Genomic DNA, 22,416 nt, shown 5'->3' on the forward strand with positions numbered 1-22,416 from the left:
CGAGGCTCTACAGACTTCGGCATGGCCATCGAAATGCGACCGCTTGGCGTCACTCCGCTACGAAAGCTGGATCGTCATGATCCCACTGGATCAGCCATGAAAGCTGGTAGTTTCCTCGAGGGGACTGCGCCCTGTCCGTGCGGCGTTGGCGGCGACGGACATGTCTTCAAATCCGAAGGATATGCCATAGAGCAGTCGCTGGTCCGGTCCAATTCCCAGTTCCGATCGCACGATATCAGGATAATAGCCCAAGGCTCCCTGAGGACAGGACGCAATGCCGAGCGCCGTCAGCCCCAGCATCAGCGTCTGGGCGTAGAGCCCACAGTCAGCGATCTCACGCGACAGCGCCCAGTCGGGCACGAAGAGAAAGGCAGCGTGTGGCGCATCGAAAAATTCGAAATTACGCAACGCGGCATGATTGCGTCCTGGCCGGTCGTCGCGGGCAATATCCATCGCAGCGTAAAGTTGGCGGGCGCTATCCACCTGCCTGTCACGATAAATACCGGGGTAGGTCAACAGCCCCGGAAAATCCGGCTCAGCGGCGATTCCAGCCGACACCGCTTCCACAAACGCGTGGCGGATACGCGCCAGAGGCTTGCCGCTCACGACATGCACCAACCATGGTTGCACGTTGCAGTTTGACGGCGCTGAAAGTGCAAGCTCTAGAGCGCGCCGTTGGATCGACATCGGCACCGGGTCGGATAGGAAGCCGCGCACCGACCGGCGGCCCCGCGCAATCCGTTCGAGTGCTTCAAAATCGCCTTGTTCCCTTTCGTTCATCGCACCGTCCATGACCGTGAAGTCTCCTTCCGCTCGCCGCCTCCCCTCAGCGTTGCTCTGGCTCCTTTTCGTCCGCGAACCAAGTGTGTCGCCTTTGTGGCGACGCAGACTGCCTCATACCCCCTGCTCCAGTTCAGCTTTCAGCTTTTCAGTCACAAGCGCCGTCAATTCTCGCTTCAGCGTCTTGCCCCCCGCCGATCTCGGAAACTCCTGCATGATTTCGAGCCGCTCAGGCAATTGCCATGTCGCGAGGCCCTCGCCACGCAGGAATTCCAGCAATCCCGCCAGTTCCAGTCCCGCTCCCGGCCTTGCTATGACAAATGCACAGGCCCGCTCGCCCAGCACAGGATCCGGCATTGCCGCGACCGCTACGTCCTGGACGTCAACATGCTTGATCAACGCCTCTTCGATCACAAGGGGCGAAACATTACGACCGCCCCGGAGGATCATGTCCTTGATCCGCCCGACAATCTTCAGGTAACCGTCTTCGTCAAATTGACCAAGATCGCCGCTTTTGTAGAAATGGTCCTGCGTAAATACAGATCTGGTCTGGTCATCGGCCCCTAAATATCCCCATGACTTGTCAGCACCACGCCAGGTCACTTCACCGACGGTGCCCGCTGGCAGTGCGTTACCGTCCGAATCGCGAATTTCGCATTCGCAACCCGGGACGATGCGGCCGACAGTGCCGAGCCTTTTTTCCCGCGGATCATCGGCAGTCGTCAGCGTGGGCGTCCCGGCATCTGTCGCACCATAAATGCTCTGGATCACAGCGCCTGTCAGTTCCTCGACCTCTCGCGCCGCGTCATAGGGAAGCGGAGCACCCGCGTTTGTGATCACTCGCAGACTATGAAAATCGTCCCTTGGCCTGGACCGGAATGTGGGCAATAGCTTGATGAGCTGAGCTGGAATCGCGGTCGCGTAGGTGCAGTTTTCCTTGACCATCAGATCCGCCGCATCTTCAGGATTGCTCCAATGTGGCAGCATTACTGACGTGCCGCCGTTCAGCAGGGGCATGAGCACAGGATAGACATATCCGGTCGCTCCGGTTCCGGCGGGCGCAAGGGCGGCCGCCACGTCGGTTTCCACAAAACGAGCGCCATCTCTGGCGGCATTCAGCATGGCCTGAAGATCGTTGCTCGAATAGCGGCTGATCTTCGAGATTGCCGTTGTCCCCCCTGACAGCATCAGCGCCGCGGGATAATCGGGATCAGACCGGAGCGATGCAATCTGCTTTGTGCCTAACGGTTCAGCCGCAACAAGCATTTCGAAGGGTTTGATCCCATCTCCCGCGCTTTCGCCGATAACAAAATGCGTCTTCAGGTCAGGAAGATCGGGCCTCAGGTCCCTGATCATCCGGACATAATCGAAGTCGCGATATAGATGCCGCGAGATAACCACCTTCACCTTGGCCTGCGCCAGCAAGTGCCCGACTTCCAGTGCACGCCAGCTGTCATGCAGCGGCATGTACAACATACCCACCATATTGCACGCGAGATGCAGAACGGGAATCTCGTAACTATTGGGCAGTTGACCGGCGATTACATCGCCGGGTTCGAGGCCCTCGGCCAGCAAGCCATTGGCCACGCTCAGTACGTCTCGCTGAAGCTGTCGGTAAGTCGCACGCCGGCCATCTACGATAATCGCCAGCTTGTCCGCAAACCGATCAGCCTGCGCAAGAAACCGCTCGCTTAGAGTGACGTCCTGCCACAACCCTGCGGCACGATATTGCCTGGCCTTTTCCGGGGACGTGAGAGGAAGTTCCATAGTCATCTGTCTGGCTCCTAGCGATAAGGAGAGAAGTCTGGCCTGCGCTTTTCAATGAAGGCACGTCCCCCCTCTTCCTGTTCTCCGGTTTCAAAAAAGTTGGGCGCCACCTCTGTCACCACGTCAGAAACATTTTTGCCCATATATGGCAGCATGTGATCCTTGAAGGATGACTTGACCGTCTTGAGCGCCGTAGGGCTGAGAGCGAGCAATTCATCGCACCACTTCCTGACTTCGGCGTCGAGTTGTGCCGCTGGAACAACCGCGTTGACCAGTCCCCATTCGAGCATTTGCGCGGCCGTATAGCGCCGGCACAGCATCCACATCTCTCTTGCACGCTTATGGCCTATGATGCTGGCGAGATGCGAGACGACATATCCTCCCGCGGGCGACGCCACGCGGGGGCCGTTCTGCCCGAATATGGAGTCTTCCGAAGCGATCGTGAAATCGCAGAAATAGTGGAGATGATGGCCACCCCCGACTGCATATCCCTTCACCCGCGCGATGACCGGCTTCAGGCAGGAAATGATATCTTCGCCCAGCCTCCAGTCATGTCCCTTCAAACCACCTTCAACTTCCCACTCGATGTCCCCACCAGCGCTGAACGCCTTGTCCCCTGCCCCCGTCAACACGATGACCCCGACCGCGCGATCGTCGCCGGCCCGTGCGACCGCATCGCGCAGCTCGTCGATCGTATGCCCGTTGAATGCGTTCAGCTTTTTCGGTCGATTTATGACGATCGTGGCAACACTGTCCGCAACATTGTAAAGAATATCGCTATAGCTGCCGGCTTCATCTGCTTTATGATCGTTCATTGCGCTGTCCTACTCGCTCGAACGGACCAGCAATCCGACGCCAGATGCGCCCGGAACCGGCCGGCCCTCTTCCGGTTTTGTCGCACTGCCGGCCTGGCTAAGCCTCACAGCGCTCGATAATCGTCGCCGTCGCCAACCCGCCGGCGCAACAGATGCTCTGAAGGCCAAACCTGCCGCCGCGACGTTCAAGCGCGTTGAGCAAGCTTGTCATAATCCGTGCCCCCGAAGCTCCCAAAGGATGGCCAAGAGCGATTGCGCCTCCGTTCACGTTCAGGCGATCGTGACCGACGCCATGTTCCTTCATCCAGGCCATCGGCACGGTCGCAAACGCCTCATTGACTTCGAAAAGATCGATATCTGAAAGGCTCAACCCGCTGCGTTCCAAAATCCTGCTCGTCGCGGCGACAGGTCCGGTCAACATGAGTTCGGGGTCCGAACCGACCACCGTGATGGCCCGAATCCGGGCACGGACCCTCAATCCCCATCGATCGGCAGCGGCTTGCGAGGCCAGCAGGACGGCCGCTGCGCCATCGCAAATCTGGGAAGAATTTCCAGCCGTCACCCGTCCATCGTCACGGAAGCTGGTTTTCAATGTTGCCAGCTTTTCCCGACTCGTGTCCCGGCGAATGGTTTCGTCGACCAAGACTGTGTCAGTGGCTTCCAAGTCCCGTTCGACATATTCGGCAAGATTAACCGGATTGATTTCGCCATCGAAGTCGCCACGATCAGCTGCGACGGCCGCGCGCCGGTGGCTTTCAATGGCGAAATCATCGATCTGATCGCGCGTGAATCCGTAACGGTCGGCAATCTTCTCGGCGGCCTCACCCTGCGAAGTCAGATTAAAACGTTCTATCAATCTCCAGCCAAACACGTCTCCATGCAGGGCACGGTTGCTGCCCATGGGAACCCGCGTCATATTCTCCGCGCCGCCGGCAACGACGATGTCAGCCAGGCCGCTGGCGATTTCGCCTACTGCAGTGTGAATCGCGGCCTCGGACGCTCCACATTTGCGATCGACTGTCATGCCTGGGATATGCTCTGGCCATCCGGCGCTGAGCAGTGCCGTCCGCGCAATATTCCCGCATTGTTCCCCAATCTGGGTAACGCAGCCGAACACAACATCGTCGACATGGTCCGTCGAAAGGCCATTTCGATCAACGATCGCACGCAGGACATTCGCCCCCAGATGATCGGCGCGCACGCCGGAGAACGATCCCCGAAAACGGCCGATCGGGGTCCGAATGGCATCAACTATCACTATTCCCGTCATATAGCTTCACCTTGAACAGGCCCGCATGTCAAAGCGTGCGTGCTATGATCTCGCGCATGATTTCTGACGTTCCGGCGTAAATGCGCATGACACGGGCGTCACGCCAGGCGCGACTGACGACGAACTCGTTCATAAAGCCATAGCCGCCATGCAGCTGGACCAGATCATCGAGGATCCGGTTTTGCATCTCGGCGCCCATCAACTTGGCCATGGCTGCGCGATCCGCGCTGAGTTCGCCACGCAAAAACTCCGCAAGGCAGTCATCCACGAAAGCCCGCAGCATCTCCAGCTGGGCACGCGCATCGGCCAGCTTGAATTTGGTATTCTGAAACGAAAACAGTGGAGCTCCAAATGCGCTTCGGTCCTTCGTATATTCGACCGTCCGCTCCAACATGGCCTCGATCGAGGCAGCCGCGCGGATCGGCACGATCATCCTTTCCTGCGGCAATTCGGACATCATGTAGGAGAAGCCCAGATTTTCCTGGCCGAGCAGATAATGTGCCGGGACGCGAACATCTTCAAAGAACAGTTCGGCAGTATCCTGCGCAAGGAGACCGATCTTGTCGAGTTTCCTGCCCTTCGTGAAGCCCGGCGTACCTTCCGGAACCACGATCAGCGATACGCCCTTGCGACCCGCGGAGGGATCAGTCTTGCAAGCAAGAATGATCAGACCACAATTTATACCATTGGTAATGAAGGTCTTTGAGCCGTTGATGACATATTCGTCGCCCTCGCGACTGGCCGTCGTCCTTATGGCCTTTACGTCGCTCCCGGTTCCGGGCTCCGTCATGCCCAGGGCTCCAATAGCCTCTCCCGCGATCAGCCGCGGCATCCACTCCTGCTTCAGTTCTTCTGTGCCGAACTTCGTAATATAGGGAGTAACCACATCGCTGTGCATCGAGAAGCCGAGCCCAGTCGCGTTCTCCCGGGCAAGTTCCTCTATTATCACGGCGGCAAACCCGAAGTCACCTCCAGCACCGCCATATTCTTCGGGAGCCATGGGGCATAGCAATCCCCACCTGCCGGCTTCGCGCCACACGTCGCGCGGTACCAGGCCTTGCTTCTCCCATTCAAGATGATGCGGCACAACATGTTGTTCGAGAAACGCGCGAACTGCATCCCGAAACATTTCGTGCTCGGCGGTAAATACAGTCCGTGCCAAGTCACTCTCCAAATCCTAGATTTAATTCACAACCTGCATATATCCCATGGCGGCTTGATGACGGGGTCCGTCATCTATTCAGCGCTGCCCTCCATGGGCGCAGTCTTGATCAGACATAGCCCCCGTCAATCGTCAGTATCGTTCCGGAAGTGTAACCGGATAGAGGTGAAGCCAAAAAGGCCACAGCGTCACCGATTTCCTCCGCCTTCGCAGCCCGACCGAACGGCAGGTGGGAAAAGAGTTCCTCCCATCGATTGGCGCTGCCGAGTTCTCGCTCCGCTCTTGCCTGCATCATCATCTTGACGCGATCGGTCTGAACAAATCCGGGATTGATGCCAACGACCCGAACACCGTCGTGGAAAGATGCGCGACCCATGGCTTTGACAAACCCCATGAGCGCCGCATTTCCTGCCGATCCGGCAATATATTCAGGAGGAAAACGTTCACCTCCTGCACCGATGACGTTGATGATGACGCCCTGACGCTCGGCAAGTTGCTTGTAAAACTTCTGGGTCAGCGCGAAGTAGCCAAAGACCTTCAGATCCCAGGCCGATCTCCAACGCTGCATATCGATCTCTTGCAAGGATCCCGGAGGAATCGCGCCGGCATTGTTAACCAGGATGTCCACTGCACCGCACTGTGCAACCAATGCATCCTGATCGCCCTCACGACTGAGATCGCAAGCAATGCCGTCGGCAGTGATACCAGCAAACCTCAGTTCCTGAACGGCCCGATCAAGCACGTCACCATCCCGTGCCGCGATCACAACTTCGCACCCTTCCCTACCGAGGGAGAAGGCAGCAGCAAGGCCAATTCCCTTCGAGGCTCCGGTAATCAGCGCCCTCTTGCCCGCCAGCCTCAGATCCATCTGCGCATCCTTATCCTCTCAAATTCATGGTCGGGCAGCACCGCGCGACTACGTCTCGCCGATTGCCACCTCCCATCTTCGTAGATCGACAATAAGGCATTTATAATCTAGCACAAGCGTTCTAACTTGCTTTCTCAATTTTTGACGAGGAGAGATTTATGAAGCTCGATGGAAGAGTGGCCATCATTACCGGAACCAGCCCGAATATCGGCGGAGGTATCGCAGAAGCGCTGGCGGCGGCCGGCGCGTCTATCGTCGCGGTCGACGCCCAGCAGCAGAATGCCGACGGTTGCGCCAACGCGATCAGGGCAGCCGGTGGATCGGCCATCGGGATCGTTTGCGACGTCACGGACGATGCAGCCGTCAAGGCAGCCGTTGACAAGGCAATGGAAACCTACGGTCGCGTCGATATCCTCGTCAACAATGCGGCCTATTTCCACGAACGAACCGTCGCTGAGATGGAATTGCCCGGCTGGCGCAGGGTGATCTCTGTCATTTTGGACGGATCATTTCTCTTCACGAAATATGCCGCAGCCAAGATGCTGGAGGGCGGCCGAGGCGGCGTTGTCATCAACGTGATCTCGACCACCGGTCACCAAGGTGCTCCCGGCAACATTGCCTACGCCACCGCCAAGGCCGGAATGCTGAATTTCACGCAAAGTGCAGCGATGGAATTCGCTGCCCAGAATATCCGGGTCGTCAGCCTGACGCCGACTGCAACAAGTTTTGAAGAAAAGCCTGCCCGAGCCAAGCGTTGGAACGTCGATGTCGGTTCGATGGATCACGTCGGCCCCATGAGCCAGAAATACGCTAAGCGCATCCCCCTGCAGCGATTGCCGAACGCGAGTGATTACGGTGCCGCAGCCGTCTTTCTGGCATCAGACGACGCTTCGATGATCACGGGCATCGACCTGCGCGTCGATGGCGGCGCCGTTGCCCGCTATTGGGCGTGGGATCCTAGCAATCCCTGAACCTTCGCATTGCCTTCGCATGTCGTCATTGGTCGATATTGACCGAAGCGCGATAGATTGAAATTTTCCGCTGACGGCTTGCTGGTGGTGAGGAATATCCCTGGCCATCATCAGGTCAACTCCGCCCCGTCATGATGGACATGGCGCGTTAGAAACCTGTCTGGGAAATCTCCCCAGACAGGTCAGCACCGGATCGCAGAATCCATCCGGCTTTCCATATGCCCTGACGCGACCTTGAGCGCGCGCCATTAAGTCAAACGCAGGTTCGATGCTTCAAACAATTGTTTTCGCCTTGTCCAACGCGAAAAACCGCAGCAGGCATGTGCGACTGCCAATCCCGTAACGTCAGTTCGCGAACGCTTTCCAGTCGCAATGAAAAGACCCCGCATCGCCGATGCGGGGTCAAACAGCCTTATGAGATGGCCATCAAAACTCTGAGGGTCTCAGCGTTATCCGAAGCCAGATTTCCCGCCCCCGGGAAACCGACCCTTCGTAATCCGCCAAAGTGCCCACTGTGGTACCGGTGCCGCCGCCAGTACCCGGGGACTGGAATCCGACGTTGAGGAACTGCTTGTTGGTCAAATTGCGGCCAATGATCGCAAATTCCATGCTCTTCGATTTCGAAGCAAAGGTCAGGCTCGAGTCCAGGAGAAAACGCTTCGGCGTTATGCCAATCGGGCTCAGTTCCTGGGAAACATATTGACTGGATGTATAGACGCCGTTGGCGTTGAACGTTGCATTCCAATCATCCGCGATCGGCGTTTCGTAGCTCATTCCCACGCTGCCGCTGAACTTCGGCGCACGCGGCAGAGGTCGTCCCAGGAACTGCTGCGTGTTGCCTGCGCCCACGCAACCCGCTGCGATGGTCTGCCCGGTATAGCATGGCCCGAAAAAGCTAGATGCGTAACGGGCCGAATTATAGGCGGCGGACCCCGTCAATGAAAGCCCGGGTAGAGCATTGGGCGAAAAGGTGAAGTCGCCCTCCAGACCCTTAATACGCGCAGATGACGCATTAAGTATGGAGATTGTCACGGCGATCGGATCAAGACGGCTAAGCTGAAGATCCTTATAAAGGTAGGAATATGCCGCCAGATTCACGCGAAGCTGCCGATCGAGCAGCAAGGTTTTCAACCCAACCTCGAAACCCTTCGCTTTTTCGGGCGCGTAACTGTTGTCGATCGAGGTCACTGCGGGATTGGCAAGCGGCGCATTGAACGCTGTCGCGCTGATGTTGTAGGATCCAGCCTTGAACCCTTCCTTGTACGATCCAAAGAGGTTGAAAAACGGACTCGGCTTGTAGGCCAGCGTCAGCTCTGGCGACCAGTTGCTGAACGTGCGGGAAGGCCTTGAGAACTTGTTCGGCAAGCCATTGGGAGGCGTGATGTCCTGACTCTTCTTGTCCTGAGAATATCTCACGCCCGCCGACAAGCTGATCGCATCGATGATATCCCAGCCCATCTGACCGAAGACGGAATATGTTTTGCCCTCAATCGGGAAATACCAGACCGGCGTAAGTGGAACGATGACGGGAGCGGCGCGGGTGCCGGCATTCCTTACAACCTGCTGCTCGAAATTGAGGCTGTCATCCTGATAGAACCCACCGAGCATCAAATTGATCGGCGAATCGGGGCTATTGTAGGTAAGCCGAAGCTCCTCGCTGAATGTATGCTTTTTAAATCGTCCCTGATCACCCAGGAAAAACGGCCTGCCCGACGATGTTGAATCCAATGCGCTTTGCCGGATACTGTAGAATCCGGTTACCGAATTCATTGTGACGGAATCATTAATTTTATATTCGATGTCGCCCGAAAGCAGAAATTGAGTCGCCTTGTAATAGGCACTATCCGAATCCCAGCGGGGATTGCCGGTTGCGGCTCGCGCAAGGGCAGAAGGAATGCGAGCTAATGAAATCCTGTTGTCGGCCTCGCAATCGCCGATGCCCGGCAGTGAAGCTGTGCCGGCAGGAACCCCGGCGGGACACCCAACCTTCTGGTTTGTTCCATAGCCACCATTTTCGTGCACATGATGATAGGTGCCGCGAAGCTTGACCGTCAATTGATCGTCCGGCTGCCAGTTCAGGCTTAGACGGGTCGCTTCCTCGTCGGTCCCAGGTGCATATCTGGACGAAGGGTCAGGATCGGTGTTGCGGAAATAGCCCCGCTGCCGCGAGAAGCGCCCGGCAAGGCGCATGTTGAGAGTATCGGTGACGGGGCCGGAGACATATCCTTCGAGATCCACCTGTCTGGCGTTGAATTCATAAGCTCCGCTGATTTGCGCCTTGAATACATCGGTAGGCTCAGCGCTGCGGATGGATATGATGCCGCCACTGGAATTTTTGCCGAAAAACAAGGCTTGCGGACCTTTGAGGATCTCCACCTGACCAATGTCAAATGCCGAAATGCGCAACACCGACCCGTAACTGACCGGCACGCCATCGATATTGATTGTAACGGCACCCTCAGCACCAGGATTGGATGTCGGACTGGAAACACCACGAAGTGCCAGAATGCCGCCATAGGACCCATTGGCAGCACCTATGGAAAGCTGAGGAGTAAGCTTGGCGACATCAACAAGGTTTGTCACGTTGAAGCGCGCCAGTTGCTCGCCCGAATAAGCGCTGAGCACGACTGGTGTCTGCAGCGATGTCTCGCTGCGACGTCGCGCGGTGACAATAATGTCGTGAGCATCTGCAATATCACGAGCACCCGGTGAGTTCTGCTGAACCTCGTTTTGCTTCGAACCTTGCGAATCTGCCACGGCAGAATCTGATACCGCCGTCTCTGCAAAGGCAGGCGCCGCGAGCAGTGAAAGCGCCAATATTTCCAAGCTGACGATTCCGATCTTTCCTTTCAAAAGTCCTCTCCCCATTAATTTATCGTCCTGTCGTCGAACTTGTCGTTCGCGATCATGATCGAATCACATCGAAAGCGACCGCCGGCTTGAACCTTCAAACCGGTCCAAAAAGATAACGCCCGGTCAAATCCAAATCCACGATACGCACACATTATCATAAGAACAAGTGTATTAGACATTGGCGAGGAGTTTTGTTTTCCCATCTCCGTTGAAAAGGGGCGCATGCGCTGGATTCGGTATGCCCACGGAGGCGGACAGGCCTTTTTGAAAGTGAGGCGCGCCTCTTTCGGCGAGTGTCGCTGCGGCTGCTCCATAGACCTTGTCAGGCTTCTGCTCATCCATCAGCTGATCAGGCAAACCAAATCCATCTCCCGTCCCAGCAGGTTCACACCTTAAGGTAACAAGCCACATTTAGGACATGACCGGGACAGATCATCATATCTAGTTCATTTGTCCTATATTGCGCGATTGTCGGACAGCGGGTCAGGTCACATACCGTATCAAGCGCCGCATGCGCCAAAGCGTTATCAGCAAGCCGTCGAGGTGATCATTCTTGCGTGGGCAGCTCCCGGCGCGACGCATGATGTGATGCGATTTGCCATTTCGCGTTGGATCCGACGAGTACCCAACTTATGCCGAAGCGCCAGCGAACCAGCTCCCCTTCTAGCTCCAGGCCGAAATAGGCCAGGCCGCCGGCACTTATAACCGATGGCGTAATGACTCTGAATTCCTGCCAATCGAAACTGATCGTTTTCAATGACGACAGCGGTGCAAGCTCGAAATATTCTGCCACGCCCCGCTGGCCGATGTACATCTCCGGCAGCGACCCGAAGAAAATCGCGTCCTGCGTGTAGAGATCGATCAATCCGGCGCGATCTCCCCCGAGGCCAAGTCTTGCCCAATCTGCGGCCATTTGCTTGACTATCGCCTCAGCGTCGACATCGGGATTAACCGGAAGAGAAGCTTCAGCGCACATCGGTGAAGCCCTTATTCCCGACGATCAATCGCTCGATCAGCGGCGATGGTGCAAGTGCTGCCCCATGCCTTGCCTCAAATGCCTGCAGCTTGGCGAGGATTTGCGGCAGACCCTGCTCATCGGCCCAGAACATTGGCCCACCGCGGTATCGCGGCCAGCCATAGCCATTGATCCATACCGTATCGATGTCAGAGGCTCGCTGCGCGATGCCTTCGTCAAGAATCTTCGCGCCCTCGTTCACCATTGCCAGCAGGCAGCGATCGAATATCTCCGCGTCATCGACCGCGCGGCGGCTTATGCCCTGTTTTCGCGAGAAATCGATCGCCGCCCGCTCGGCGGCGGGTGACGGCGTGGCACGACGATCGGCATCATAGTCGTAATAGCCGCCGCCGCTCTTCTGGCCATGGCGACCGGCCTCGTTCAACACTTCGCGCAGCGTCGATGAGGCCGATGTTTCGCGTTGCCAGCCTACATCAAGGCCGGCAAGGTCGCGCATCGCAAAAGGCCCCATGGCAAAGCCGAATTCCTGAATGACCCGATCGACGTCCCACGGCATCGCCCCTTCCGCGACGAGCGAGTCGGCCTGCACATGGCGAGCCGCGAGCATCCGGTTGCCGACGAAGCCATATCCATTGTTGACGACCACGCCCACCTTGCCGATCCGCCGAGCGAGATCGATGGCGGGGAGAAGCACCTCGGCGCCAGTCTTTTCGCCGCGCACAATCTCCACCAGCCGCATGACGTTGGCGGGTGAAAAGAAATGGAGACCCACCACCCACTCCGGCCGGCTCGTAGCGGACGCGATCGCATCAATGTCGAGATAGGAGGTATTGGTGGCAAGGATTGCGCGAGGCTTCACGACCGCGTCGAGCTGGCTCATTACCTCCTGTTTGACCGTCATCTGCTCGAACACCGCCTCGATCACGAGGTCGCAATCGGCAAGCGCCTGCAGATCAAGCGAACCGGATAGCAGCCCCATCCGCTTTTCCACCTGCTCAGTAGTAAGCCGGCCCTTCTTCGCGCTCGTCTCATAGTTGCGGCGGACCGTGGCGAGACCGCGATCCAGCGACTCCTGCCACGAGTCAACGAGGATCACGGGGATGCCGACATTGGCGAAGTTCATCGCGATGCCACCGCCCATGGTGCCGGCGCCGACCACACCCACTTTCCTGATCGGCAACGTCGATCCGTCGGTCGTCAGTCCGTCTATCTTGGCCGCCTGCCGTTCCGCGAAGAATAGGTAGCGGAGCGCGGCAGATTGCTGGCCGCTGATCAATCCATTGCACAGCTCGCGCTCTCGCACCAGCGCATCGTCGAACGGAAGGGTGGCCGCCGCCTCGATTGCGCGGATGATCGCCTCTGGCGCTTCCAGATTTCGGAACGTCCGATGATTGGCCTTTCGGAAGGCGTCAAAAATGCCAGCCTCGGCCTCCAATGGCCGGTCGCGAATTTTCACCAGCGGCGCACCGATCTTGCCGCGTGCAAACGCAATCGCTTCACCGCGCAGGTCGTCCCCCGGTATCAGAGCATCGACCAGTCCGATCTCGGCGGCAACGTCGGCCGTAATTGGGTCGCCAGAAGTGATCATCTGGAGGGCACGTTCGACCCCAGCCACTCGTGGCAGCCGCTGCGTGCCGCCCGCCCCCGGCAGCAGGCCGATCTTGACCTCGGGCAGGCCAAGTTTTGCCGTCGGCACTGCGACGCGGTAATGTGCCACGAGCGCGAGCTCCAGCCCACCGCCGAGTGCGGTGCCATGGATCGCGGCCACGATCGGCTTGGTCGCATTCTCGATGATCGACTGCACTTCAGGCAAGAGGGGCTGGATCGGAGGTTTGCCGAACTCTCTGATGTCGGCGCCCGCAAAAAAGGTACGGCCGGTGCACAGCAGAACAATGGCAGCCACGGCCACATCAGCGACAGCCTGGCGCATTGCAGCCGCAATACCTGCCCGCACCGGCGCACCGAGCGCGTTGACCGGAGGCGAGTCGACGGTGATGACGGCCACGTCACCTTCCCGGGTCAGGGTCGTCACCTCATTGATCTGCATGTAAGCTCCTCACGAAATTCGACACAGGACGCAAGGCACAGGGCGGGTGAACAACCGCTCCCTACGCAGCCATTGCAGCGCCATCTGCCTGCAAGTGAGTACGGACAAAGTCCGCGCTCGTGCCGCCGCATTGTGAAATCCGCGCCGCACCGACCCGCGTGGCCCAGTATCTTTCAGAGCCGAATGCAAGCTGCCACTGCTTGACGCGCCTGGTCAGCAACTGGAGATCATATTCCTCTGTCACCCCGATTGCACCGTGAACGGCGTGAGCGATGGCACTGACCTGATGCGAGGCCTCGCTGGTGCGGCACTTGGCAAGAGCCACCTTGAGCGGATCGAAATGTGCGCCGCTCATTCCCAGATTGGCCGCGACCTTCGCGGAAACCACCTGTTCCGCCATTATAGCCAATTGTTGCTGGATCGCCTGGAACTTCCCGAGCGAGCGCCCGAACTGCTGCCGCTGCTCGGCATATTGCAGTGAGAGATCGAGCAGCCTGCGCATCGCCCCCGCCATCTTCGCCGCGGTGAGACCGGCAGCAATCACTTCGAGGTCAATGCCGCCGGCCTCGATCGTGGCGATCGGATCAGATTCCGTCGTCACCTGCCCGCCCAGCGCGTCAAACGGATCCGGCTGGATCACCTGCCTGGGCAGAAGAATGATCGCCGCCTCCCGCATTGCCAGGACATGTGTCGCGACGGCTGCAAGCGGAACAATCGGCGAGGGCGGCGCCAAGACGATTATTGCCCCTTCCGGCGCGGCTACTCCACGCGCGTGAAGCAGCGCTCGGGCGACGACCGTCTCCGCAAAGGGTACGGGCAGACAAAAGGCACCGCACTCGGCAACAAGCGGGAAGATATCCGCCAATGTCAGCGCGCTGCCGCCCACATCTTCCGGCAGCAATGCGTCCAGGAAGCCTGATCGCTCGATTTCCTGCCAGATTTGCGAAATGTCGCCGCTCGCCTGAACGGCACGCACCTGCGCGGGCGTGGACAGGTCCGCGAGCATCCGCCGGAACGGCTCAACCAGAATGTCCATATCCATCATCGCAGTCCCAGCCCCCGCGCAATCATTCCCCGCAGAATTTCCCGCGTGCCGCCGCGGAGCGAGAAAACATGATTCAGCTGAAGCAGAACCGCGAGCGTTCGCAGCAATTCCGGATCGACCGTTCGCTCCGGCGTCGATGCGATGGCGTCGGCGATGACGTTCGGGATAAGCTGCTCCAACTCCGTTCCGGCATCCTTGAACAGGGCGGCCTCGATGAGCGGCGATTCGCCGATCGCCAGCTGGCCCGTGATCGCGACCGACATGGCGCGGAGCACCGCCAGCCGGGAAATCAGACTGCCCAACAAGGCTATGTCTGCGGGGTCTGCATCCGCGCCCAGCATCGATGCCCACAAGTCAAGAAGAACCAGGCTGGAATAGATGCGTTCGGGGCCGCTGCGCTCGAACGCCAGTTCCGCGTTGACCTGCGTCCAACCATTTCCTTCGAGACCGACCAACGCGTCGTCGGACAGCAGAACATCCTCGAAATGCACTTCGCTGAAATCGCTTTCTCCAGTCCCCAGCTTGATCGGACGCACAGAGACGCCCGGCTGCGACAGATCGATGATGAACTGCGAGAGCCCCTTCTGGCGGTCTTCCGGCGTGCCGGACGTACGTACCAGCGCGATCATGTACTGCGATTCATGCGCGTAGGTCGTCCAGATCTTCGATCCGTTCAGGCGCCATCCACCGGGTTCTTTCACCGCCCGGGTTCGCACGCTGGCAAGGTCCGACCCCGCATTTGGTTCGCTCATGCCGATGCAGAAGAATATTTCGCCACGGCAGATGCGCGGCAGAAAAGTCTGGCGCTGCGCTTCGCTGCCGAACTTGATCAGGAGCGGCCCGCTCTGGCGATCGGCGATCCAGTGCGCCGCGATCGGCGCGCCTGCCGCCAGCAGCTCCTCGACCAGGACGAAGCGGCTGAAGCTATCCTTTCCCGCGCCGCCATATTCCTTCGGCAAGGTCAGGCCCAGCCAGCCACGCTGCGCCAGTGCGCGACTAAAATTCGCATCGAAACCCGTCCATGTCCGCGCACGTCGGTGCGGGGGCATATTCGCCAGCGCGTCGGCAAGAAATTCCTTGATCGGCGCGCGCAGCGCCTCGGCCTCAGGCGGCACCGCGGTTAGCGGAAAGGCGTCCAGAATGGTCGTCATAAGGCCGGTTCCATCGCGTCCCGCTGCCAGTCCGAACAGGTGTCAGAACAACTCATCCGACACACTGAAAGGACGTACCACGGTCGCGTCAAAGAATGATGCTGATCTTGCCGTGGGGCTGAAGACTGTTCATGCCAAGCATGATCCGCTTGGCCCGGATCAAAAGATCCTCGCCTTCATCGACGAATGTGTAGGCAGCATGGCCGATATAGGTATCGGTTATATTGTTTTTCGAGCGATAGGTGACAAAGCTGCACATCACCTGCGTGCCGCTTTCGTCGCCCCCTTCGATCCGGACGTTACCGATCATCCGAACATGGGCCGAGCGCGGCCACTCGGCATACGCGGTCATCTTCAGCAGACGGTCGACCCGGTGGCGCAGCCGTGCATGATCATCCGCAATATAGAACAGGCTGCTGTCCGGTCGGGCGTCGAGCCCCTTGCCGAATGTCGGCACCTCATATGTCGCATCCGGCGCAAAGAGCGCAAACCACTCCTCAAGCCGCCATTGGTCGAGAAGCGCGGCTTCCCGATAAAGAAAGTCCTCATAATCCGCACGCGTGCGCGGCCGCTGAACCGCATCTGCCATAACATCCCCCATGATCATCGCCCACCCTGGATGCGACGGTTCCACTCGCGCCAGAAGGTTCGCATCTGCGACTCGTCGTCGGCGCGCGGTTGATCACGCAACATTCCGCGGGAGATATCATTCCAGGGCGCAAACTTTGCCGAGGCGTAGCCACGTTGCGCGCATTCCAGCGCCTCGACATCGTCCGGCGTGGCAAAACCGCCCGGCCCGAGAAATTCGAGAAAATTGTTAAGACGGCGATGGCGCGCCTCCGGCGCTTCCCCGACTGGCGCGAGCGCCCAGGAACGGACCAGCATCAGATCGGGCTGGACCGGATAAAAGGTGCGCACCGTGATCGCCATGATATCGTTGATGACCAGATTGGGGAAAAACCCCGCATTTCTGTCGCGATCCGCGATGCGCAACGCAAGTTCGGGGCCGACCCGCTCGTTCAACTCAGCCACCATCGCGGCTTCCTGCGCCTTCCCCTCTTCCCCCCAGGTGGGAATCGATCGGGCGACCGGCCGGCCCCAAGGTGCCCTTGCTTCCGTGAAAGCATGGCCTTTCGGGAACGTGTGCGCCCGGTTGATCTCCTGAAGGGTCTTGATGTCGGCGAGCGTTTCCGGACCCAGCTCGGCCATCAGATAATCGAAATAGGTCTCATGAGTCTCTGCCGCGTGATAGCCGTCATAACTGTTCTCGAGCAGCAGCTTCCAGTTGGCCCGGATAGAATATTCGTGCGTTCCGCCAACAATCTCCATCCCATTGGGCGAATGGTCGGACACGATGTCGAGGATCTGGATGGCATCGCCCAGGAAATCCGCCAGCGGCTCGGCGTCGACATCATAGTTGATGAAGAAGAAGCCACGATGGGATTCGAGCCTTGGTACCTTCGGCAGATCGACGTCGCCCGCACAGTTGAACGATTCAGGATAGGTACCGGGAGTGGACCTGGTCGCGAACTTCCCGTTATTGTTGAACGCCCAGCCGTGATAAAAGCATTTGAAGCTGATCGCATTACCTGTTGGTTCGCGAACGACCTGCGCCCCACGATGCGGACAGGTATTGAAGAAGGCCTGAAACTCGCCCTTGCGGTTGCGATTGAAAATCAGCTCCCGCCCGGCGACGCTCCGGGTCAGGAAGTCATTGGGCTTCGCAAGTTCCGAAGCATGACCCAGATAGAGCCATGCACGATCGAAGATTCGCTCCCGCTCCAGTTCCAGCACTTCCTGGCTGGTAAATGCGTTACGGTTGACCTTGAAGACACCCGCGGCCGGATCGTCCACGATCCAGCGGCCATTGTGCTCATCAGGTTTCACAACACCCGACATATTCCTCTCCAACTATCACCGCTGCGGCCTCACGCTTTGCGGCACTGCCAGAACAATCGCATACCGCCCGATCGAAACCATTTCTAGAACGCTTGTTCTTTCTGTGCCTTTCTTGAACCCTGTTGAACTGTTCGTCAATCCCTCCGCCGGAAGATCGCTCGTCAAACGACCCGATAGCGAGCCGTAACCGACAGATCGGATCATCGCATTCCCATGCACGCTGGCGCGGCGGACCGCAGGCAGAACATATCGACCCTGAAAACAGCTTTCGCACAGAGGCAACCAGAAATCGGCCGTCTCTCACATGCCAATGGAGGCAGAGCGCGCGCAAGGCGGCAGGGCGCGCGATTATGCATCGGAAATAGATTTCAAAAAAACACTTGTCATTTGGTGACCTACAAGAGAAAGTGCCCTCGGATAAAACATACGACCTATCGAATGGAGGCGGAGGATCTTGAAGGCTCGCAAGGGCATTCCAGCTTAGTCGAAGCATCTCGACATGACGAGAGACTGGGGTTTGCAACCCCGTGCCCCGACTATGTCTCCGCATCACTGCCGCTGGCGCAGTTGCCGACGATCGGCCGATTCGTCAGTCACGAAAGTTCGGTCAGGCACAGTAATCCGTAGCGCGCAAGATAACAGGGATAAAAGTAGGAGCTTATCATGGAATTTGAAAAGAAGTTCGTTCAGGTGGACGGTGCCCGCATCGCTTATGTGGACATAGGCGAAGGCAAGCCGACAATCCTGCTACAAGGTGGCGGCCCTGGCGCCAGCGGCATCAGCAACTATCGCCGCAATGTCGACGAACTGTCGAAGAGCCGCAGACTGATCATCCCCGATCTGCCGGGCTATGGCGACAGCGAGGACAAGCTTGGCTTCCATGAAATCTACAAGGCCCTTGGAGAATTCCTGATCCATTTCCTGGATGCGCTGGGCCTCGACAAGGTCGATTGCGTCGGCAATTCGCTGGGCGGCATGACGACCGTGGGCGCATTGCTGCATTCCTCGCACCGCATCAACAAGGCGGTCCTCATGGGGCCGGGTGGCTTCCAACCCGTCTTCACGCCGATGCCGACAGAGGGCATGCGCCGGATGGGGGTCGTCAACGCCAGCGACAATCCTACGCGCGAGCAAATGCGCGGCGTGATCGAACTACTCGTGAATGACAGCTCGTTCATCACCGACGAATTGCTTGATGAACGCGTCAAGGCGGCGTCGAATCCGAATCGGTTCAAGCCGTTCGCCCGTTCGTTCGGGGAAATGTGGCGCGAGGATCTGGGCAGCGTGAAGAATGAAATCCTGGTGATGTGGGGTCTCGAGGACCGGGTCTGCCCCGTCGACATGGCGCCGGGCATCATCAAGGCATTCCCCAACGCGTCGCTCCACCTCCTGCCTAATTGCGGCCACTGGGTACAGTGGGAGAAGCCCGACGATTTCAACAAGCTGGTGGCGTGGTTCTTCGACCGCAATTAACGCCCATCTGTTACCTAAGGGAGTGCGCTTCTGGCGGGCTCCCTTACGACGCGTGTGACCTTGATCCCTTTCATGTGTCCGATGCGAACGCTGCCACGGGTCATGGGCCGTGAATCGCTCGCCAGTTACCTGGGATTGGCACCTCAGCTTTTCATTCGCCGGACCGCGTAACCAATGGGCGGGTGCATGCAATTTCGATCATGGCCCCCGGGACCAAGAGGCTTCAATGGAAGATTTTCTGCTTTACGAAAAAAGCGGCGGCGTCGTTACCCTGACAATGAATCGGCCCGAAACGCGCAATGCACTCTCGACGCCCGAGATCTGCGCCGAATTCGTCGATCAGCTCAAGGCGATCGAACGTGACCCATCCGCAAACGTCGTCATTCTGACGGGGGCTGGCCCGGCTTTCTGCGCTGGCGGCGACATCAAGAAGATGCGTGACCGTTCCGGCTTTGCTCCGATGAAAACGGTCATCGACACCCGCGACAGCTATCGCAACACCATCCATCTCGTCGCAAAGATGTTCAATGGGCTGGAGGTGGCGGTCATTGCGGCGATCAACGGCCCCGCAATCGGTGCGGGCCTTGACCTGGCATGCATGTGCGACATGCGGATCGCAGCACAGTCTGCACGATTCGCAGAATCCTTCATCAAGGTGGGCATCATCCCCGGCGATGGTGGCGCATGGTTCCTTCCCAGGATAATCGGTATTTCCAGGGCCAGCGAACTGGCTTTCACAGGCGATATGATCGACGCTCAGGAGGCCGAACGCATCGGCCTCGTCTCGCGCGTGGTCGAAGATAGCGAACTGATGAGCGCCGCCCGCGCCCTGGCATCGCGTATCGACGCCAATCCCGGTCGAACACTGCGCATCACGAAGCGCCTTATCCGCGACAGCAGTCAGCTGTCACTGGACCACCATCTGGAAATGGCGGGGGCGTTCCAGTCCATTATCCATGAGACCGAGGATCATCGAGAGGCCCTGGATGCGCTGCTTGAGAAGCGGAAGCCGTCATTCAGGAATGTTTGAGGGTCGGTGAACGGATTTTCTTGTCCGCGCGTCATCGGCTGCCATCTGGCGATCGATGATGGCAGCGTCGTTATCGTCGGGCCACTCGTCGCCTGACAGGGAAAAAATAAAGGTGAAAGGCACGCAACATGGCTGACGGAGTCGACGAGGGGCCGCTTTCAGGCATCAAGGTCCTGGAGATCTCTCAAATGGTGGCCGGCCCTTTGGCGGGAACCATGCTTGCCGATTTGGGCGCGTCCGTCATCAAGATGGAGGATTTCCGCGGGGATCCCTATCGGAATGTCGAACCGCAATATAAGGGAATGTGCTCGCGCTTCTTCGCGGTCAATCGTCATAAACGAAGCATACAACTCGATCTGAGGAGCGAGGAAGGGCACGAGATCGCGCGGTCCCTGGCCAAGGATTGCGATGTCTTCCTGGTGAATTCCCGGCCGGAGGCAATGAAGCGCCTGAAGCTCGATTATGAAAGTCTCCGGATGTTAAATCCCGGCATTATCTACGTTCTCATCAGCGGCTTCGGTCTGGACGGCCCCTATGCCGATCGCCCCGCCTACGACCAGGTGATCCAGGCAATTACCGGCGCCATGTATCTTCAAAATCCGGAGGGGCCACCCATGCCTCTCCGTTCCTTCTTCGTCGACAAGTTCGCCGCCACGGCGGCCGCCAGCGCGATAACGACAGCCCTGTATCGTCGCGAGAAAAACGGAGGCAAAGGCCAGTTTGTCTCGGTACCTTTGATGAAGACCTTCGGCTTCCTCAATCTCGTGGACAATTTGTACAATCACTGTTTCGTCAATGGCGACCAGCAATCGCCGCACATCAACGCGATGCGGCCTATCAGAAGCGCCGATGGCACGTTCATGGGCTATTTCCAAACCGATGCCCAGTTCGAACTGATTTGCCGCGTTCTCGGCGTTCCGCATCTGCTGGAGGATGAACGCTTTACGAACCCTATCATGCGGGTCCGAAATATTGGTGCCGTCTGGCAGGAATTGGAAAAGGGCTCGATCAAAATCACTTCCGACGAACTGGAAGCGCTGGCGATCGAGCATGGCTTGCCCATCGCCAAGGTCAAATCCGTCGATGAATTCCTCGAGGACGAGCAGGCTCGCTACCTGGAATGCGTAAAGGAATATGACACCGACGAATATGGCCCTGTTCGCGCCGCCTCTTATCCGGTGGACTTTTCCGAAAGCCCAGCGGTCGTAAAGGGTACCGCCCCCCGTCCGGGCGAGCACACAGATCAGGTTCTTCGTGAAGTCGGGTTTGACGATGACGGCATTGCCCGCCTGCGCGAAGCAGGAGTCGTGCGTTGACCGATCCACAACTTGCGCAATCACCATGCAGAAGCTCAATCGCACATCGGCCCGTCTGCATGAACATAATACGATCGATTTACTATATATCGAACGACGGCAATATCGGGAGTAGGCCATGAAGCTGGAAGGGAAAGTGGCGATCGTCACGGGGACCAGCCCCAACATCGGCGGCGGGATCGTCGAGGCGCTCGCCGGCGCCGGTGCCGCGATCGTGGCCGTGGATGCAAAGAGCGAAAATGCGGACTGTTGTGCCGCGGCGATCATCGCTGCAGGTGGTCGCGCGATCGGCATCACCGCCGACGTGACGAACGAGGACGAAGTCCGCGCCGCCGTACAGCGAGCCGTAGCCGCTTTCGGTCAGATCGACATTCTTGTGAATAACGCCGCCTTCTTCAATCAAAAATCCATTGCCGACATGCCCTATGCTGAATGGCGCAAGCAGAACTCGGTCATCCTCGACGGCGCGTTCCTCTTTACGAAATATGCCACGGCCGAAATGATGCCGCGTCGGACCGGTGTCGTCATCAACGTGATCTCGACAGCAGGCCATCAAGGCCAGCCGGGGAATATCGCCTATACGACGGCCAAGGCCGGCATGTTGAACTTCACGCAGGCGACCGCGATGGAACTTGCCGCTCATGGCATCCGGGTGGTCAGCCTGACGCCTACGGCAACCGAGACGGGCGAAATGGTGGAGCGCGCCGAGCGATGGAAAATGGACCTTGGCCCGCTGCCGGATTACACCGAGATCACAGCGATGTTCGCCAGAAGAATTCCCATGAAGCGTTTACCCAAGCCCAGCCATTATGGGGCTGCAGCGGTCTTCCTCGCTTCAGACGATGCAGCGATGATCACCGGAACGGATTTGCGGATCGATGGCGGTGCTGTCGCCCGTTATTGGGCGTGGAATCCAACGGACGGTTGAACCCCGACTATCGGCGGCGCCTGGCGTCGCTCATTGCGGTGCGATGCCCGAACGCCCGATCATGA

Annotated in this window: 18 protein-coding genes; 5 read left to right on the forward strand and 13 right to left on the reverse strand. The window is 58.4% G+C overall.

The genetic code is table 11. From position 1 onward, the window contains the following. Positions 1–90: 90 nt before the first annotated feature. The 6 genes from MRBLMA1_RS08490 to MRBLMA1_RS08515 all read right to left on the reverse strand — a co-directional run bounded on the left by MRBLMA1_RS08490 (position 91) and on the right by MRBLMA1_RS08515 (position 6,662). Positions 91–792 (reverse strand): nitroreductase, encoded by a 702-nt coding sequence (locus tag MRBLMA1_RS08490; RefSeq protein ID WP_363736084.1) that lies wholly within the window; start codon positions 790–792, stop codon positions 91–93. 102 nt (positions 793–894) lie between these two features. After that, complete coding sequence (locus tag MRBLMA1_RS08495) at positions 895–2,553, reverse strand: AMP-binding protein (RefSeq protein ID WP_363736085.1); 1,659 nt, start codon at positions 2,551–2,553, stop codon at positions 895–897. Positions 2,554–2,564: 11 nt separating this feature from the next. After that, complete coding sequence (locus MRBLMA1_RS08500; protein ID WP_363736087.1) at positions 2,565–3,362, reverse strand: enoyl-CoA hydratase-related protein; 798 nt, start codon at positions 3,360–3,362, stop codon at positions 2,565–2,567. A gap of 97 nt (positions 3,363–3,459) precedes the next feature. After that, complete coding sequence (locus MRBLMA1_RS08505) at positions 3,460–4,632, reverse strand: thiolase family protein (RefSeq protein ID WP_363736089.1); 1,173 nt, start codon at positions 4,630–4,632, stop codon at positions 3,460–3,462. A gap of 28 nt (positions 4,633–4,660) precedes the next feature. Next, entirely contained in the window at positions 4,661–5,794 is a 1,134-nt protein-coding gene (locus MRBLMA1_RS08510) for an acyl-CoA dehydrogenase family protein (protein WP_363736091.1), read from the reverse strand. Between the two features lie 109 nt (positions 5,795–5,903). Further along, the gene (locus tag MRBLMA1_RS08515) at positions 5,904–6,662 is read right to left on the reverse strand and encodes a short-chain dehydrogenase/reductase (RefSeq protein ID WP_363736093.1); all 759 of its coding nucleotides are present in this window, start codon (positions 6,660–6,662) and stop codon (positions 5,904–5,906) included. A 158-nt stretch (positions 6,663–6,820) separates the two neighbouring features. Here MRBLMA1_RS08515 and MRBLMA1_RS08520 point away from each other — a divergent pair, with 158 nt between their 5' ends. Further along, positions 6,821–7,633, forward strand: a complete 813-nt coding sequence (locus MRBLMA1_RS08520) for an SDR family NAD(P)-dependent oxidoreductase (protein ID WP_363736095.1) — start codon at positions 6,821–6,823, stop codon at positions 7,631–7,633. 426 nt (positions 7,634–8,059) lie between these two features. On the opposite strand, the gene MRBLMA1_RS08525 is transcribed toward MRBLMA1_RS08520, so the two are convergent. The 7 genes from MRBLMA1_RS08525 to MRBLMA1_RS08555 all read right to left on the reverse strand — a co-directional run bounded on the left by MRBLMA1_RS08525 (position 8,060) and on the right by MRBLMA1_RS08555 (position 17,604). Continuing rightward, positions 8,060–10,486: a TonB-dependent receptor gene (locus MRBLMA1_RS08525; RefSeq protein ID WP_363736096.1), complete on the reverse strand. Its 2,427-nt coding sequence runs from the start codon at positions 10,484–10,486 to the stop codon at positions 8,060–8,062. A gap of 547 nt (positions 10,487–11,033) precedes the next feature. Beyond that, positions 11,034–11,462, reverse strand: a complete 429-nt coding sequence (locus MRBLMA1_RS08530) for a YybH family protein (RefSeq protein WP_363736098.1) — start codon at positions 11,460–11,462, stop codon at positions 11,034–11,036. After that, a complete protein-coding gene (locus tag MRBLMA1_RS08535; protein WP_363736100.1) occupies positions 11,452–13,509 on the reverse strand; it encodes a 3-hydroxyacyl-CoA dehydrogenase NAD-binding domain-containing protein in 2,058 nt (685 codons plus the stop codon). Before MRBLMA1_RS08535 ends, MRBLMA1_RS08530 begins: the two co-directional genes overlap by 11 nt. A gap of 61 nt (positions 13,510–13,570) precedes the next feature. Beyond that, complete coding sequence (locus MRBLMA1_RS08540; protein ID WP_363736102.1) at positions 13,571–14,545, reverse strand: acyl-CoA dehydrogenase family protein; 975 nt, start codon at positions 14,543–14,545, stop codon at positions 13,571–13,573. Between the two features lie 5 nt (positions 14,546–14,550). After that, a complete protein-coding gene (locus MRBLMA1_RS08545; RefSeq protein ID WP_363736104.1) occupies positions 14,551–15,705 on the reverse strand; it encodes an acyl-CoA dehydrogenase family protein in 1,155 nt (384 codons plus the stop codon). A gap of 88 nt (positions 15,706–15,793) precedes the next feature. After that, on the reverse strand, positions 15,794–16,294 hold the full coding sequence (locus tag MRBLMA1_RS08550) for an aromatic-ring-hydroxylating dioxygenase subunit beta (protein WP_363736106.1): 501 nt from the start codon (positions 16,292–16,294) through the stop codon (positions 15,794–15,796). 14 nt (positions 16,295–16,308) lie between these two features. After that, positions 16,309–17,604: an aromatic ring-hydroxylating oxygenase subunit alpha gene (locus MRBLMA1_RS08555; RefSeq protein WP_363736108.1), complete on the reverse strand. Its 1,296-nt coding sequence runs from the start codon at positions 17,602–17,604 to the stop codon at positions 16,309–16,311. A gap of 663 nt (positions 17,605–18,267) precedes the next feature. On the opposite strand from MRBLMA1_RS08555, the gene MRBLMA1_RS08560 reads away from it, so the two are divergent. The 4 genes from MRBLMA1_RS08560 to MRBLMA1_RS08575 all read left to right on the forward strand — a co-directional run bounded on the left by MRBLMA1_RS08560 (position 18,268) and on the right by MRBLMA1_RS08575 (position 22,351). Then, positions 18,268–19,077 (forward strand): alpha/beta fold hydrolase, encoded by an 810-nt coding sequence (locus MRBLMA1_RS08560; protein WP_363736110.1) that lies wholly within the window; start codon positions 18,268–18,270, stop codon positions 19,075–19,077. A gap of 226 nt (positions 19,078–19,303) precedes the next feature. Beyond that, positions 19,304–20,107: a crotonase/enoyl-CoA hydratase family protein gene (locus MRBLMA1_RS08565; RefSeq protein ID WP_363736112.1), complete on the forward strand. Its 804-nt coding sequence runs from the start codon at positions 19,304–19,306 to the stop codon at positions 20,105–20,107. Between the two features lie 128 nt (positions 20,108–20,235). Then, positions 20,236–21,423: a CaiB/BaiF CoA transferase family protein gene (locus tag MRBLMA1_RS08570; protein WP_363736113.1), complete on the forward strand. Its 1,188-nt coding sequence runs from the start codon at positions 20,236–20,238 to the stop codon at positions 21,421–21,423. Between the two features lie 118 nt (positions 21,424–21,541). Continuing rightward, positions 21,542–22,351 (forward strand): SDR family NAD(P)-dependent oxidoreductase, encoded by an 810-nt coding sequence (locus tag MRBLMA1_RS08575; protein WP_363736114.1) that lies wholly within the window; start codon positions 21,542–21,544, stop codon positions 22,349–22,351. Positions 22,352–22,416: the final 65 nt, after the last annotated feature.

This window comes from Sphingobium sp. LMA1-1-1.1 (assembly GCF_040676365.1).
Classification (GTDB): domain Bacteria; phylum Pseudomonadota; class Alphaproteobacteria; order Sphingomonadales; family Sphingomonadaceae; genus Sphingobium.